11 protein-coding genes are annotated in these 14,682 nt (G+C 35.9%); 7 read left to right on the forward strand and 4 right to left on the reverse strand.

Translation table 11 applies throughout. From position 1 onward, the window contains the following. Positions 1-270 precede the first annotated feature (270 nt). From ACZDYH_RS20480 to ACZDYH_RS20500, 5 genes are all read left to right on the forward strand, one after another. Positions 271-1,155, forward strand: coding sequence for a D-amino-acid transaminase (locus ACZDYH_RS20480; protein WP_080342281.1), 885 nt, complete (start codon positions 271-273; stop codon positions 1,153-1,155). A gap of 209 nt (positions 1,156-1,364) precedes the next feature. Then, the gene (locus ACZDYH_RS20485; protein WP_474887075.1) at positions 1,365-3,092 is read left to right on the forward strand and encodes a C40 family peptidase; all 1,728 of its coding nucleotides are present in this window, start codon (positions 1,365-1,367) and stop codon (positions 3,090-3,092) included. Between the two features lie 367 nt (positions 3,093-3,459). Further along, a complete protein-coding gene (locus ACZDYH_RS20490) occupies positions 3,460-4,671 on the forward strand; it encodes a NupC/NupG family nucleoside CNT transporter (protein WP_001051015.1) in 1,212 nt (403 codons plus the stop codon). Positions 4,672-4,932: 261 nt separating this feature from the next. Beyond that, positions 4,933-5,688, forward strand: coding sequence for a nucleotidyl cyclase domain-containing protein (locus ACZDYH_RS20495; protein ID WP_000653217.1), 756 nt, complete (start codon positions 4,933-4,935; stop codon positions 5,686-5,688). Further along, positions 5,685-6,986 (forward strand): glycosyltransferase family 2 protein, encoded by a 1,302-nt coding sequence (locus ACZDYH_RS20500; protein WP_000988751.1) that lies wholly within the window; start codon positions 5,685-5,687, stop codon positions 6,984-6,986. The genes ACZDYH_RS20495 and ACZDYH_RS20500 overlap by 4 nt, the downstream gene beginning before the upstream one ends. A 622-nt stretch (positions 6,987-7,608) precedes the next feature. Here the strand turns inward: ACZDYH_RS20500 and opuD are convergent. Beyond that, complete coding sequence (gene opuD, locus ACZDYH_RS20505) at positions 7,609-9,123, reverse strand: glycine betaine transporter OpuD (protein ID WP_001229103.1); 1,515 nt, start codon at positions 9,121-9,123, stop codon at positions 7,609-7,611. Between the two features lie 664 nt (positions 9,124-9,787). On the opposite strand from opuD, the gene ACZDYH_RS20510 reads away from it, so the two are divergent. Together ACZDYH_RS20510 and ACZDYH_RS20515 are read left to right on the forward strand one after the other, a co-directional pair. Beyond that, positions 9,788-10,666, forward strand: coding sequence for a cell wall-binding protein EntA (locus ACZDYH_RS20510; protein ID WP_000733328.1), 879 nt, complete (start codon positions 9,788-9,790; stop codon positions 10,664-10,666). An 85-nt stretch (positions 10,667-10,751) separates the two neighbouring features. Then, the gene (locus ACZDYH_RS20515; protein WP_088859672.1) at positions 10,752-11,054 is read left to right on the forward strand and encodes a DUF3910 family protein; all 303 of its coding nucleotides are present in this window, start codon (positions 10,752-10,754) and stop codon (positions 11,052-11,054) included. 171 nt (positions 11,055-11,225) lie between these two features. Here the strand turns inward: ACZDYH_RS20515 and ACZDYH_RS20520 are convergent, their stop codons facing one another. The 3 genes from ACZDYH_RS20520 to ACZDYH_RS20530 are packed head-to-tail and all read right to left on the reverse strand — an operon-like array spanning position 11,226 to position 14,665. After that, positions 11,226-12,605 carry a zinc ribbon domain-containing protein gene (locus tag ACZDYH_RS20520; RefSeq protein ID WP_088859673.1) on the reverse strand — a complete coding sequence of 460 codons (1,380 nt, stop codon included), beginning with the start codon at positions 12,603-12,605 and terminating at the stop codon, positions 11,226-11,228. Between the two features lie 12 nt (positions 12,606-12,617). Beyond that, the gene (locus ACZDYH_RS20525) at positions 12,618-14,168 is read right to left on the reverse strand and encodes a zinc ribbon domain-containing protein (RefSeq protein WP_000271647.1); all 1,551 of its coding nucleotides are present in this window, start codon (positions 14,166-14,168) and stop codon (positions 12,618-12,620) included. Between the two features lie 5 nt (positions 14,169-14,173). Further along, positions 14,174-14,665 carry a zinc ribbon domain-containing protein gene (locus ACZDYH_RS20530; RefSeq protein ID WP_001281753.1) on the reverse strand — a complete coding sequence of 164 codons (492 nt, stop codon included), beginning with the start codon at positions 14,663-14,665 and terminating at the stop codon, positions 14,174-14,176. Between the last annotated feature and the right edge of the window lie 17 nt (positions 14,666-14,682).

A 14,682-nucleotide genomic window follows, 5' to 3' on the forward strand; every position in this document is an offset into this window, starting at 1 on the left:
TATACAAAATGCTGTAAAGTGAAACTTTAATCAGCCCTCACCAATCGGGCAGCTACGGGCAGTTATTCGCCCAATTCACTTCTTTGCTCCACCCTAATTTTTAAGTGAAAGTTTTACTGCCCGTGAATGCGGGGTAAATCATCCTTACTTCTCTATGATTTACAAATACATATACGGTCATATGTAGAGAATTGCTTACATAAAAATTACTATAGTGATTTTTATGTCGCATGAATGAAAGTTTCACGTTACTTACGTACTTACGAAAGGATGGGACGGAAATTGGCATACGAAAAATTTGTACTTTGGAATGATGAAGTTATTGATACAACAAAACAACAAACGTACATAGAACTTGAAGAGAGAGGTTCGCAGTTCGGAGATGGTGTCTACGAGGTTATTCGCCTATATAAAGGGAACTTTCATTTATTAGATCCGCACATAACGAGATTATATCGATCCATGGAAGAAATAGAATTATCGCTCCCTTTCTCAAAAGCTGAGCTCATCACTTTACTTTACAAATTAATTGAACGAAATCATTTCCATGAAGATGGCACAATTTATTTGCAAGTATCTCGTGGTGTACAAGCTCGCACACATATATTTTCATATGACAACCCTCCAACAATTTATGCCTATATTACAAAAAAAGAAAGACCAGCGTTATGGATTGAATATGGTATACGCGCTATATCAGAACCCGATACTCGATGGCTACGCTGTGACATTAAATCATTAAATTTATTACCAAACGTACTAGCTGCTACGAAAGCTGAACGAAAAGGCTGTAAAGAGGCACTTCTCGTAAGGAATGGTATTATAACGGAAGGAAGCCATTCCAACTTCTTTTTAATTAAAAACGGAACTCTTTACACACATCCAGCCAATCACCTTATTTTAAATGGCATTATTCGTCAATATGTCCTTTCTTTAGCGAATACTCTTCACATACCTGTACAGGAAGAACTTTTCAGCGTTCGTGACGTTTATCAAGCAGATGAATGCTTTTTTACAGGCACAACGATTGAAATTTTACCAATGACCCACCTTGATGGAACCGCGATTCAAGATGGGCAAGTTGGGCCTATCACCAAAAAACTGCAAAAATCATTTAATCAAATCTTGTTACAATCCAATATGGCATCTTCTTAAACCCGAATAATTTCTGTCCTTTCACATTCAATATATGCATTTAAATGGAAATCAAGGTGTAAATTTATGCCTTGATTTTTTCTTGTAATCTTTTTGTCATATTCAGATTCCCACATAAGCCTTGACAGTAATCGACATGCTCTTTAGAATTTTTAACAGTTGGTAAATATTTCTTCACTACATTACAGACAGAAAGGAATCGACAAATTATGAAAAAGTATCTTGCCGGTCTTGCGGCAGTGTCTGTAGCAGGAGGAGCAGCACCTACACTTGATAGTGTTCAAGCTGCACCTGAACAAAATACACAAAAGGCTGCTACAACTGTCCAAGCTTCTGCGTCAAACAACTCATCTTATACGGTAAACGCGAGCGTCTTACATGTTCGTGCGGGATCAAGCACTTCTCACGACATCATCTCACGCGTTTATAACGGTCAATCACTAAACGTGATTGGCGAAGAAAATGGTTGGTTCAAAATTAACATTAACGGAAAAACAGGTTTTGTTAGTGGCGAATTTGTATCAAAAAGTGGAGCAGCAAACAACAATGTAAGCACAGGTGGAAATAATAAAGTTACCGCTGATGTATTACGTGTACGTACAGCTCCTAACACTTCTAGTTCTGTTTCTGGACGTGTATATGAAGGACAAACATTAAACGTAATTGGACAAGAAAATGGTTGGGTGAAAATTAACCATAATGGACAAGTAGGTTATGTAAGTGGCGAATTCGTATCTGGCGGTTCTTCTAATGGGGGTTCTTCAAACAACAATACGAATAATAACAACCAAGAAGTAAAACCAGCAAGCGGAAACTATACAGTAAATGTATCTTCCCTTCGCGTTCGTACAGGTCCTAGCACTTCTCACACAACTGTAGGTTCTGTCAAAAAAGGACAAGTAGTACAAGTTGTCGGCGAAGTTCAAGATTGGTTCAAAATCAATTACGCAGGACAAACTGCTTATATAAGCAAAGACTACGTAACAAAAGGCGGTTCTAACGAAAACGTTACAGAAGGCAACAAACAAGAGCAAAACAATAATGGAAGTATTCAAACTGGCGGTTCTTACGTAGTTAACGCTACATCTTTACGTGTTCGTACAGGCCCTGCCGCTTACCATAGTGTAATTGGTGGCGTTTTAAACGGTACAACATTAAACGTAGTTGGATCTGAAAACGGTTGGTTTAAAGTAAATTACCAAGGAAAAACAGGCTTTGTTAGCAGCGAATTTGTAAAATTCGTTAAAGGTGGCACTACTACTCCTGAGCAACCAAAACAACCTAACCAAGGTGCGATTGGTGACTACTACATTAATGCTTCTGCACTAAATGTACGTAGCGGCGAAGGTACAAATTATAGAATCATAGGCGCACTTCCACAAGGTCAGAAGGTTCAAGTAATCTCTGAAAACTCTGGATGGAGCAAAATTAACTACAACGGTCAAACTGGTTATATCGGAACACGTTACCTATCTAAAACACCAGTTGGAGGCGCAGTAGATAATAAGCCTAACAATAACCAAAATAACAATCAAAACAATAACAACAACAATAATAATACAGGTAATAATAGCGGCGACAGTTCTTCCGTACTTGCATACGCAAAATCAATGCAAGGTGTACCATACGTTTGGGGCGGAACTTCTGCTAACGGTGTTGACTGCAGTGGTTACATCTACCACGTATTTAAGAAATTTGGTCATAACATTAGCCGCCAAAGTGTTGCAGGATATTGGAGTAGCCTACCAAAAACTTCAAGTCCACAACCTGGTGACTTAATTTATTTCCAAAACACTTATAAATCTGGTCCTTCTCACATGGGTATCTACCTTGGGGGCGGATCATTTATCCAAGCTGGAGATAAAGGTGTAGCAATCGCTTCATTAAGTAACTCTTATTGGAAGAGCCACTTCTTAGGATACACGAAAGCACCTTAATTAATAGTTTCAAAGCCTTCTAGTTTACTAGAAGGCTTTTTTGCTATGAGTTCAACATATTACTCCCTTTCTCCTACCTTCTCTCTACAAAAATAATGTATCCATTCTTCCATTTCATACACTTTATTCTGCAAAAACAATGCATAACGTTATCATAATGTATATATTCCCATAAAAAACATAACCTATTTCATGTCTATTTATTTCATATGTGTTTTTTTGAAGAATTTTCTTTTTATTTAAACTTTTCATTAGACGTTTGACCTCCGATGTCCATTATGATAAGTTACTTAAGATGTTATATTCGTAAACGTATAGACAACTGGTTTATACACTGTTTTTACTATGAGGAAGGAGCATACACTGCATGAATCTTTTATGGGGAATTGGCGGCGTGATTGGAGTATTAGCAATTGCATTCTTACTATCTTCCAACCGCAAAGCTATTAATTGGCGCACAATTTTAATCGCGCTAGCATTACAAATGTCATTTTCATTTATCGTATTACGATGGGATGCTGGTAAAGCAGGTTTAAAACACGCTGCTGACGGTGTTCAAGGATTAATTAATTTTTCTTACGAGGGAATTAAGTTCGTTGCTGGGGATTTAGTCAACGCAAAAGGACCTTGGGGATTTGTATTCTTTATTCAAGCACTACTTCCAATCGTATTTATTAGTTCATTAGTAGCAATCTTATATCATTTTGGTATTATGCAGAAATTTGTTAGCGTCGTTGGTGGCGCATTAAGTAAACTTCTTGGAACTTCTAAAGCAGAAAGCTTAAACTCAGTAACGACTGTATTTTTAGGACAAACTGAAGCTCCAATTTTAATTAAACCTTACTTAGCACGTTTAACAAATAGTGAATTCTTCGCTATTATGGTAAGCGGTATGACAGCTGTTGCTGGATCTGTTCTCGTCGGTTATGCAGCAATGGGTATTCCATTAGAGCACTTATTAGCAGCTGCAATAATGGCAGCTCCATCAAGCTTATTAATTGCGAAATTGATTATGCCAGAGACAGAAAAAGTAGATAATAACGTTGAACTTTCTACAGAACGTGAAGACGCAAACGTTATCGATGCAGCTGCACGCGGTGCATCTGAAGGTATGCAACTTGTTATTAACGTAGCAGCAATGTTAATGGCTTTCATCGCATTAATCGCTTTATTAAATGGATTATTAGGATTGATTGGTTCTCTGTTCGATATTAAACTTAGCCTTGATTTAATCTTCGGTTACTTATTATCACCATTTGCAATCTTAATCGGAGTTTCTCCTGGTGAAGCTGTACAAGCAGCAAGCTTTATTGGTCAAAAACTTGCAATCAACGAATTCGTTGCATACGCAAACTTAGGACCACACATGGCAGAGTTCTCTGACAAAACAAATCTAATTTTAACATTCGCAATCTGTGGATTCGCAAACTTCTCTTCTATCGCAATTCAATTAGGTGTAACAGGAACGTTAGCTCCTACTCGCCGTAAACAAATTGCACAATTAGGGATTAAAGCAGTTATCGCTGGTACATTAGCGAACTTCTTAAATGCAGCAGTTGCAGGTATGATGTTCCTATAAACTTATATAGAGTCTTCTCTTTCTACAAGAGGAGACTTTTTTCATGCAATCCAAATGTCTTTTATGCATCTATTAATCACTTTATGCCAAATATAAGAACATTATGATACAATAATGTTTAAGTCTTTTTATTTTTCTAATGAAAATAGAAATACTACTTGTTGTTGCCCTTCAAAAGAATGTAACGACATGGTCAATTTCTTAATAATTGCGCATACTACAAGTATCTATTGATGAAATAGCTTTAAGGAGGAAAGTTTTGTGAAAGATAAGTTCTATAAAATCCTCTCTATGTGGATTTTACAAATTGTATTTTATTTTACTACTGTACATGTGACGAAATATGAGCATGCTCTTATTTTTACAATAATATACGTAATCGTAAATGTGCTATTCTTATTTTTAGCTGACAAAACAGCATTTGTTTTCTTCATACTAGGAACCATTATTTCCGTATTTTATTTGTTCTATCAAGCATGGCTTCATTTATGGAGTACATCAGATCAATGGCAATATATGATTATCCACTTCCTGATGGCAGCTAACTTCTTCATTGTATATATAACAACTCACCTATTGAAAAAAGTGATTCATGAAAATAAAACTTTAACTGAGCGTGTGAGAACGTTAGAACAATATATTGGAGAATCAAAATTACTAACAAGACAAGAATTCGAGAGACGCCAAGCATTATTAACAACTGCAATGAATCGTCGTAATGAAACAGGCGTTATCATTTACTTTGATTTCACTCCCTTTAGTAAATATACGAAGGAAAGTGTTATGGACCGTGTAGCTTCCTTATTAGTTGAAACGGTAAGGAATGATTTTGACCTTGCTGCTGAATATGATAATAATACGCTAGTTATTTTATTACAAAACACAAATGAAGCTGGTGCTGACATTGTAATGAACCGCCTAAAGCCAAAAATGGAGCAATGGCTTGCTGCTGAAGCAATCCGAGATATAAAAATTTCACGCGAGCACATTGGAAACAAAGGACAGACACTGTTATGATGACTCTCGTTATACTTCTTTTATTCCTTCTGTTTTGCGTACTCGTTTTTTGGATTAGTATCACATTTTCAATTAAATATGTACTTATTTTTACGGCCTTTCTATTCTCTGGTTTACTCGTTTACTACTCTTTCTTAACAATTGCGGGCTTAATTCATCGAAATAGCAAACGAAAAGATCGTACGCTAGAACATTATCCGAGCGTCGATATTTTCATACCTGCCCATAATGAAGGCGTCGTTATTAAAGATACTTTAGAGGCGATGGCGAAGATTGAATATCCTGGAAAGCTAACTATTTATTTATTAAATGATAACTCTCAAGATGAAACACCTGAAATCGGCGATGATTTCGACAAAGCTTATGCTCATATTCGTCATATTCGTGTTCCCCCCGGTGAACCGAAGGGTAAATCACGTGTACTAAACTATGGGCTTAGTATTTCAGATGGTGAATACTTCTGTGTGTACGATGCAGATAACCAACCTGAACCACACGCACTGCGAATGCTTGTAGAGCACGCTGAAACAACTGAAGATGCTGTTGGAGCTGTTGGACATGTTCGTACAGTAAACGAAAAGCGAAACTGGCTGACGCGAATGATTTCACTGGAATTTCAAATCTTCCAGCTCCTTATGCAATCTGGACGCTGGTTACTATTCCAAACAGGCTCACTGACAGGAACAAATATGCTTCTTCGTCGCTCCGCACTAGAAGAGCTTGGTGGCTATGACCCTTATGCAATTGCAGAAGATGCTGAATTAACATTAAGAATTACACAAAAAGGTTATCTCTTACCAATCGTCCCAGAATCAGTTACTTGGGAACAAGAACCAGAGCATTTAAAAATTCTTATTAAACAACGTACACGTTGGCTCCAAGGGAATTTATACATTTTAGAAAAAATGTTCTCGTCATTAAGTTTCTTTAAAGGAAAGCTGCTTGTTCATTCCTTACAACAAGTTCTAGTGTATGTTGTATTTTGGCTATTCCTAATCATTTCAAACGTTTGGTTTGTAATTGGGCTACTCGGGATATTCCAAATTCAATATAGCATCCCGCTACTATTTATGTGGTATGTCGCATATATTACATATGTTTCTCAATTATTTAGTGCCCAGAGTGTCGAACGAACCTTTACACCGACTAATATTTTTATTAGCGTTATTATGTACTTTACGTACGCACAGCTCTTTACGTACTTATTTATTCGTAGCTTAATCCTATACTTACGTGCAAAGAGTAAGAAACAAGTCATTGGCTGGGATAAAACAGTTCGATTCAAAAAAGATAAATAATAACAATAAGCACAGAGCGCCGTATGCTCTGTGCTTATTTATTGCCGTATAAATTATATATCAGACAATACCCCTTAGCTGAAAGTAATTTCACGTCCATCCCCCAACGAACGATCGACCTTCATTTATATACGAAAAAGTGATTGCTATTTTTGTAGAACCAATTGCTTCTCTTGCTGTTCTTTGCGCGTTTCAGTCTTAGGTTCCGTGCTTTCTTGGACACTACGATGTGCCACACGTTTCAAACAAATATGCTTCCACTTTCTTTCGTAACGTTTCATTATTCTAGATGTCCCCCTTGAATGCGCTTTAAAACTATTTGAAATCGCTTACAGGAAATAATATAGCACATATATATAAACGTGACAACACATTTCCGACAATTTTTTGTCAAAAATATGAATAGAATTTGAAAAATATCGAAAATTGTCGAAACCTATCGTTTTTTCTTCGTATAAAAGGCATACTACTTATATGGTAAAGTATTTTATTTCCCTTACCCACATTTCAAATTCCTTCTATATAAAGTGAAACTTTCATTAGCCATCACCAATTGTACTTTTACAGGCAAATAGAGAAATAAAAAAGAGCTGATATGAAATCAGCTCTTTTCCTTCTATTATTAATGACGCTTCATACGCCCTTCTTTTTGTAACTCTTTAAATAATGCTGCCATCATAAAGAAAATAACAAAGACGAACGGGAATGCTGCAATGATAGCTGCCGTTTGTAAGGCTTCTAATCCGCCAATATATAATAGCGTAGAAGCTATCGCGGCTAGAACGATACCCCAAATCATTTTAATACGATTTGGTGGGTTTAAACTACCATGTGTCGTTAACATCCCTAAAACGAATGTTGCAGAGTCTGCAGATGTAATAAAGAATGTTGCAATAAGTAAAATACCTAAAACTGATAAAGCTGATCCAAAGCTGCCCATCTGATCGAACATAGCGAATAATCCTACTTCTGTTCCCATTTCTTTCACTTTGTCGAAGATATGTGCATCACCAAACAGCTCCATATGAATACCAGTACCGCCGAACACAGAGAACCAAAGTGCACCAATTACGGTCGGCACAAGTAACACACCGATAACAAACTCACGAATTGTACGACCTCGTGAAACACGAGCAATAAACGTACCTACGAACGGTGACCACGCAATCCACCATGCCCAATAGAAAATTGTCCATGACTGAATCCATTGATTCCCACCTTCGTCTAATGGACTTAAACGGAAACTCATACTTGGCAATTCCTGAATATAAGAACCGATTGTTGAAGTGAAGTAATTCATAATAAAGTTTGTTGGACCTGCAAATAATACAATGATCATAAGTGCAAATGCAAAAATAATATTCGTATTACTTAAATATTTAATTCCTTTATCAAGACCTGTTTGCGCAGATAACATAAATAATACTGTTACGATTGCAATAATAACTAACTGAGTCGTTAATGAGTTCGGGATAGATGTTAAATAACTAACACCACCTGCAATTTGTTTCGCACCAAGACCTAATGACGTTGCAACACCAAATACAGTTGCGAAAACAGCTAACACATCAAATGAATGAGCAATACGCCCGTGTTCCCCGCCCTTAAATAACGGACCTACTGTCGCACTAATCGTACTTGCTTTTCCTTTTCTAAAAGTAAAGTAAGCAATACATAACGCTACAAACGCATATAGTCCCCAAGGATGTAATCCCCAATGGAAAAACGAAAAACGCAGTGCAAGGCGCGCACTTTCCTCAGTTGCACTATCTCCAAACGGAGGTGCGTATAAATGGTTTAATGGTTCGGCAACGCCCCAGAAAACTAAGCCAATACCCATACCAGCACTAAATAACATAGCAAACCATGTCATATAACTATAATCAGGTTCATCATCATCTTTACCTAAACGAATAGAACCGTATTTCGAAACAATTAAAAAGATAGACACACCTAAAATAATAGACACGGAAATAATATAAAACCACCCGAACTTACTAACTAATGCAGTTTGAATTGCGGTTGTTACATTTCCTAAGCTACCTTTTCCAATAATAGATTCGGGAATAATCCCCCAAATTGTAAATGCAATACATAATGTTAATGAAACGATGAATGTTTTTGTCAGTTTCCTCATCAAATCCCCCTTCGTAGGTTTCGCTTTTGTAAATAACATAAATTCCGATATGTAAAATCGGATAGAAAACTATAATTTTGCGGTGATTTTCTTACTTTCACCTTCACCAATTCGAATTCTTATGGACAGCCTTACCTTTCGTATAACCTTTTCACTCTGCAAGAGCTACAAGTTAGAAATACTGCTGTCAAATTGTGTGAGAAAAACGCGGATAGGAATGTATTTTCCTAAAAAAGGATGTGTTACATATGTAAAAAAGGGCAAAGTTCTTCCTTACAACCCTTTCGTTTTGTAACAATTATGCGGTTTTTTTGCTAGTATATAGCACGTGTTTATAGCTTCACAAACAAAATGTTTATGTTTATATAACTATATTACCCATAAAACGGTAAAATACTCAAGGAATGTAATCGTTTAGTAAACATCATGTAACATTCCTGTAATATTTTTATTTACGTCGAAAAAAACATGTTGTATTAAATATTTTGAATATAACTAGAAACCTATGAGTCATATAGAATGAAAAACGCTTTCCTATATTTTTTGTTATATTACAGGATGTTAACGACTTATTACGAATGGTTTGTAATTGTGTGTTTTCCCCAAATCCGAAAAAATCTGTTGCTATAATGAGGACACGAAAACAAACGCAATGGAGGCTATCATGAAAAAATTAATTGGTATAGCAACAGCAGCAGTTTTTGGTCTTGGGATTTTCACATCATCTGCTAATGCAGAAACTGTTGTAACAACAGACGTACTAAACGTACGCGAAAACCCTACTACTGAATCAAAAGTTGTCGGTAAATTACTAAACGGTAATAAAATAGATGTTCAAAATACAGAGAACGGATGGTCAAAAATTACTTTAGACGGTAAAGACGCATTCGTAAGTGCAGAGTTCACAAAAAGCATCTACTACGTAACAGCTAACGTATTAAACGTACGTGCTGAAGCGAACACAAACTCAGAGGTTCTTGGAAAGTTGAAGAAAGACGATGTAATCGAAACAACGAACCAAGTACAAAATGAGTGGTTACAATTTGAATATAACGGGAAAACAGCTTATGTTCATGTTCCTTTCTTAACAGGTACAGCACCTGTAATTGAGAAACAAGAAACAACTGCTCCTGCTAAAGCTGCAGCACCAGCTAAGGCTCAAGCACCTGTAGCACAAGCAAAACCAGCTGCTAAGCCTGCTGTGAAAGCTGCTGAAACTAGCACACCATCTGGTGGTCGTGAGTTAACAGTTGTAGCTACAGCATATACAGCTCACCCGAGCGAAAACGGTGGCACATATGGCGGCCGTGTATTAACTGCAATGGGTCATGATTTAACTGCGAATCCAAACATGAAAATGATCGCTGTTGACCCGAAAGTAATCCCATTAGGATCTAAAGTATGGGTAGAAGGTTACGGAGAAGCTATCGCTGGAGATACTGGTGGTGCAATTAAAGGTAACCGTATTGATATCTTACTTGGATCAGATAGCGCTGCTCAAAAATGGGGACGCAAAACTGTTAAAGTGAAAATTTTAAAATAACCAATGACTGCTAAATTACAAGCCGGTTCTCTTTATTGAGAGCTGGCTTTTATTTATTTATAATACATATAAGGAGGCTACGCCCATGAATGTGCAAGTAAAAGTAGACTGGATTGGTACGCCAAAACCGTACATATATAAAGATGAAGTGACATATAACGCTACTTCTATTGATTTTTCACTCGCTGGCGATGATAACCGCTATAAGTTAATTGTGCTCAAGTCTGAAAACAATACACATTACAAAATTGTGCAATATGGAATAAAACCAGGCTCTCAAAAGCCATTTCCTATCGACATTCCATTTGAACAAAACATGTTACCAATTATAGAGCAAATATTACATGATCCATATGTACAAGCGATACTAAAGGAAACACACTCATAATTGTAAAAAAATATATCAACGATTTTTCAATTATATCTATCATAAATCGCAACATATCAACGATTTTTCGATTATATCTATCATAACTTACGATATATCAACGGTTCGACACGAAATATCGATTTAGCTACAAAAAAGAAGCTGTTCAAATATTGAACAGCTTCTCTCATATTAACGAGTTGGACCAGATACATCTTCTGATTTCAACGTATTATTTGCACCAAGAGAATGATACAACATCTTTCCATTTCCATTCACAGTTACAATATGTTCGTTATTAAAACTTTTGAACTTCACAGATCCATCACCGTAACGAATATGATACTCTTCATATGTCGTTACTTTATATTTGGTAGCACTTTGACGCTCTACATTACGAACTTCCATCGTTAATAAGTCTTCTGTAATTCCTTTTTTGTGTAAATACTGTATATAATCACGGTCTTCCTTATACGATTTCCCGCCCTTATCATAATTATTTTCAATTAAACTAAAATCATTTAATGAAATTGCACGTACGTTATCATAAATATGATTTCTTACAAATTCGCCCACTGCTGAACTTGATGTTTCTTTCGGGAATTTTAAGTAATATGTGCTTTGGTCTCCAATTTTAACACTTTCAGATTTCATCACACCAAGATCAGTAGTTTTCTCTAAATGCACTTCTACTGTTTCATCTGTTGGTACAGGACCAAGTTTATAACTTCCATAATTTAATTTTCCACGTTTTTTCCCATTCACAAATACAGTTGCATCACTTTCATCAGAAGAAATGCTTACATACTTGCCTTCAAGCGATAAATCCACTTTCACCTTCTCGCTCTGTTCATCCGCTAAATCTACTTCTTTCTCTGTTTCTAATTCAGTAAGTTCTGTCTTCGCCGTTGCCTTTACAACATATGTACCTGGGAAGTATGGCCCCAACTCTTTCGAAGTTTTATCACTAGAAAGCTCTGCTTCTTTTTTGTCATTCACATATATTTCTGCATTTTTTGCAGTTGTACTAACGCTCATATAATAAGATTTCATGCTGAACTTATACTTTGGATATAAGAACCACTCTTTTCCCTCTTCTACTATTTCCCCGTCCTTAAATGAAGATTTATCTTTTGTTAACTTTTGATCTACTGTCTCTTTCTGTAAATAAGACAGTAATTGTTTGTTGTAAGAAGGATTCTCTTTTAAATAACGCATGTACGCTTTAAGATCCTCTGTCTTAATCTTTAAGCTTGAATCATTTGCTTTTACAAACTCATCAATTGCATCAATATCTTTCTTTTGGAATGCTTCAATCATTACATTTACTTGCTTTTCTTTTGAAAACTTATATGCTCCAAATTTATATGCCCCAAATAATAATGCAGCAATAATGGCAAAACCAATGATTAAAAATAAATTTTTCTTACTTTTCACTGGTTTTGTCTCGCTTTGTAATTCTGTATATGAAGCAGCAGTGTTATCAACGATTACTTCTACTTTACTCCCACACTCAGGACAAAAGTTCAAATGGTCTGCAACATTCTTTTTACATGTTCCACAAAACTTCAACGTGCTCTCCTCCTATTTTTTAGCTAATTTCATTCCAGCAAATGCCGCTACATATGTCACAATAAAACTAAACAAAATTAAATATGTAAATGAATTTTGCATAGATAGTACTGTTCCGCTTGTTCCAAATAAACTTGTTACAGTTCCTGAAACATTAATTTGGAACTTAGAAATCATATTCATTACAATCATCATAATTGTGTAAGAACCACTGCATACCGCTAATGTAATATATATATTGGCAGTCGGTAATTTAGCTAACTTTCTTCCCGCTCTAAACATAAAGAACAATGGAATAATAAGTAGTAATAAACCGTAATGGAATACGTTATTCACTTTATCAAATTCTGCAAGGCTTTCCTCATTTGCTCCTTTTGAAATCAATATCTCTCTAAGCTCTACGCCATTTACAGAGACGCCTGATATAAATGAAAACGATAGTGTGCTCTCATATGCATTTGATTTCTTACCAATTCTAGTAAATTCCTTACTAAGTGCTGGACTTGATACTTCTAACGGCGCAAAATGAGCCATACTCCATAATTGAGGTGTTAACTCTAATGCTAATAATGTACTTTCAGATTTTAAAGTTGTTATTTCTTTTAATGGTTCAATACCGTCTTCCTTACTTACTAACGCCATAATACAAACCGCTACTGCTGTTACTAAAAGTCCTTTTATCATAGCCGAAACACCGTAATAAACAGACGCTCCATATGGCATTAACTCTTGAAATGCTGCTGCCATATTGTTTTTGCTTGTATGAGCAATAAATCCTAATAAGGTAAATAATGTCCCACATACAAAACCACTCAATAAACTCTTCATCGCTGAATAGCCAACCGTAATCTTACCTGCTTCTGAGAATGGGATTGCAAAAGATTGTGATGCTATAAAACTTATAATGAATAAAAAGACTCCATAAATAATACCAACTGTTGCTGCCATAAAGATTTGATCTTTAATCGTTTTCGCAACATGCTGTTTCCCTAACCAAATTCCTGTACCAGCGAAAATAATAAATGGAATGATTAATAATAATGTAAATGGAGTATGCCAAGATAAAGAAAATATCAATCCACTATCATCGTTAGCTGTAAAACCAAGTAAATGGTAACTTAACATCGTAGAAGTTGCACTCGAATAAAAACTTGGCAACATTTCTAATTCTTTCGCAAATTTGCTAAACATCTCACTTAACATAGAGGCAAATAATAAACTACCAATCCAACCAGCAATTAACATGAGAATACTTGCAACAGCCCCACCAATAAAACCTTTTTGTAAAACGGCTTTATCTGCTTTAAATTCAACTTTAGGAGCACCATCCATTGTAGGCAATTTTACAGTTTGTTCTTTTTTCTTCACAACAGATAAAGAATACCCACACTTTTGACAATATAAATTTTTTTGAGCATTTTCACTGCCACAACCTCTGCAGTATTTTGCAGTATCTTTTTCTAATGTTACTGCATCTATAGCTCCTGCAATCTCCATACTACCTTCATTTGGGCAATAATTTACTTCTTCACCATGTTGTTTTCCACATGTGCGACAATACATTTAATTCACTCCCCACTTTGCTTAATTCCACAAACTGGACAGTAAGTAGAGTTTTTATCGATATGCTCATTACATGAAATACAATTTACCGTTTCACCTTCATTTTCTACTGCTAACATCGGGTTAGGCTTTCCACACGAACCACAAAACTTATCATTTATTGATAAAGGTCCACCACATTCACATGTAGCTTTTTCACCTTGTTGTTTTTGCAATTCAACAATGCGCTTTCTTGCTTGATAAATAGCTACATCAAATTCTTGAACTGGAGCAATCATTTCTTTTAAGCTCGCTTCATTTACTCCACTTCCTCTTAATTGAACATACACTTGCTGTCCAACCTCTAATAGAACCTCTGCTTTTTTCTGCATTTGCACTTGCATTCCCTTTTTCAATTGAGCAATTTCTTGTGCAACTTGCAACTTCATTTTCCCTTGTTCTATTCCTTCTTGTAACTTATTCATTCCACTACCTAACTTCGTCTGTAAATCTGACAAATCATTTCTCCTCCTAT

The sequence above is a fragment of the Bacillus sp. EB V-12 genome, assembly GCF_056158125.1.

Excerpts from the sequence above, each read along its gene's own strand:
- ACZDYH_RS20480 (WP_080342281.1), top strand. The coding sequence starts at position 271 with ATGGGACGGAAATTGGCATACGAAAAATTTGTACTTTGGAATGATGAA.
- ACZDYH_RS20485 (WP_474887075.1), top strand. The coding sequence starts at position 1,365 with ATGAAAAAGTATCTTGCCGGTCTTGCGGCAGTGTCTGTAGCAGGAGGA.
- ACZDYH_RS20490 (WP_001051015.1), top strand. The coding sequence starts at position 3,460 with ATGAATCTTTTATGGGGAATTGGCGGCGTGATTGGAGTATTAGCAATT.
- ACZDYH_RS20500 (WP_000988751.1), top strand. The coding sequence starts at position 5,685 with ATGATGACTCTCGTTATACTTCTTTTATTCCTTCTGTTTTGCGTACTC.
- opuD (WP_001229103.1), bottom strand. The coding sequence starts at position 9,123 with ATGAGGAAACTGACAAAAACATTCATCGTTTCATTAACATTATGTATT.
- ACZDYH_RS20510 (WP_000733328.1), top strand. The coding sequence starts at position 9,788 with ATGAAAAAATTAATTGGTATAGCAACAGCAGCAGTTTTTGGTCTTGGG.
- ACZDYH_RS20515 (WP_088859672.1), top strand. The coding sequence starts at position 10,752 with ATGAATGTGCAAGTAAAAGTAGACTGGATTGGTACGCCAAAACCGTAC.
- ACZDYH_RS20525 (WP_000271647.1), bottom strand. The coding sequence starts at position 14,168 with ATGTATTGTCGCACATGTGGAAAACAACATGGTGAAGAAGTAAATTAT.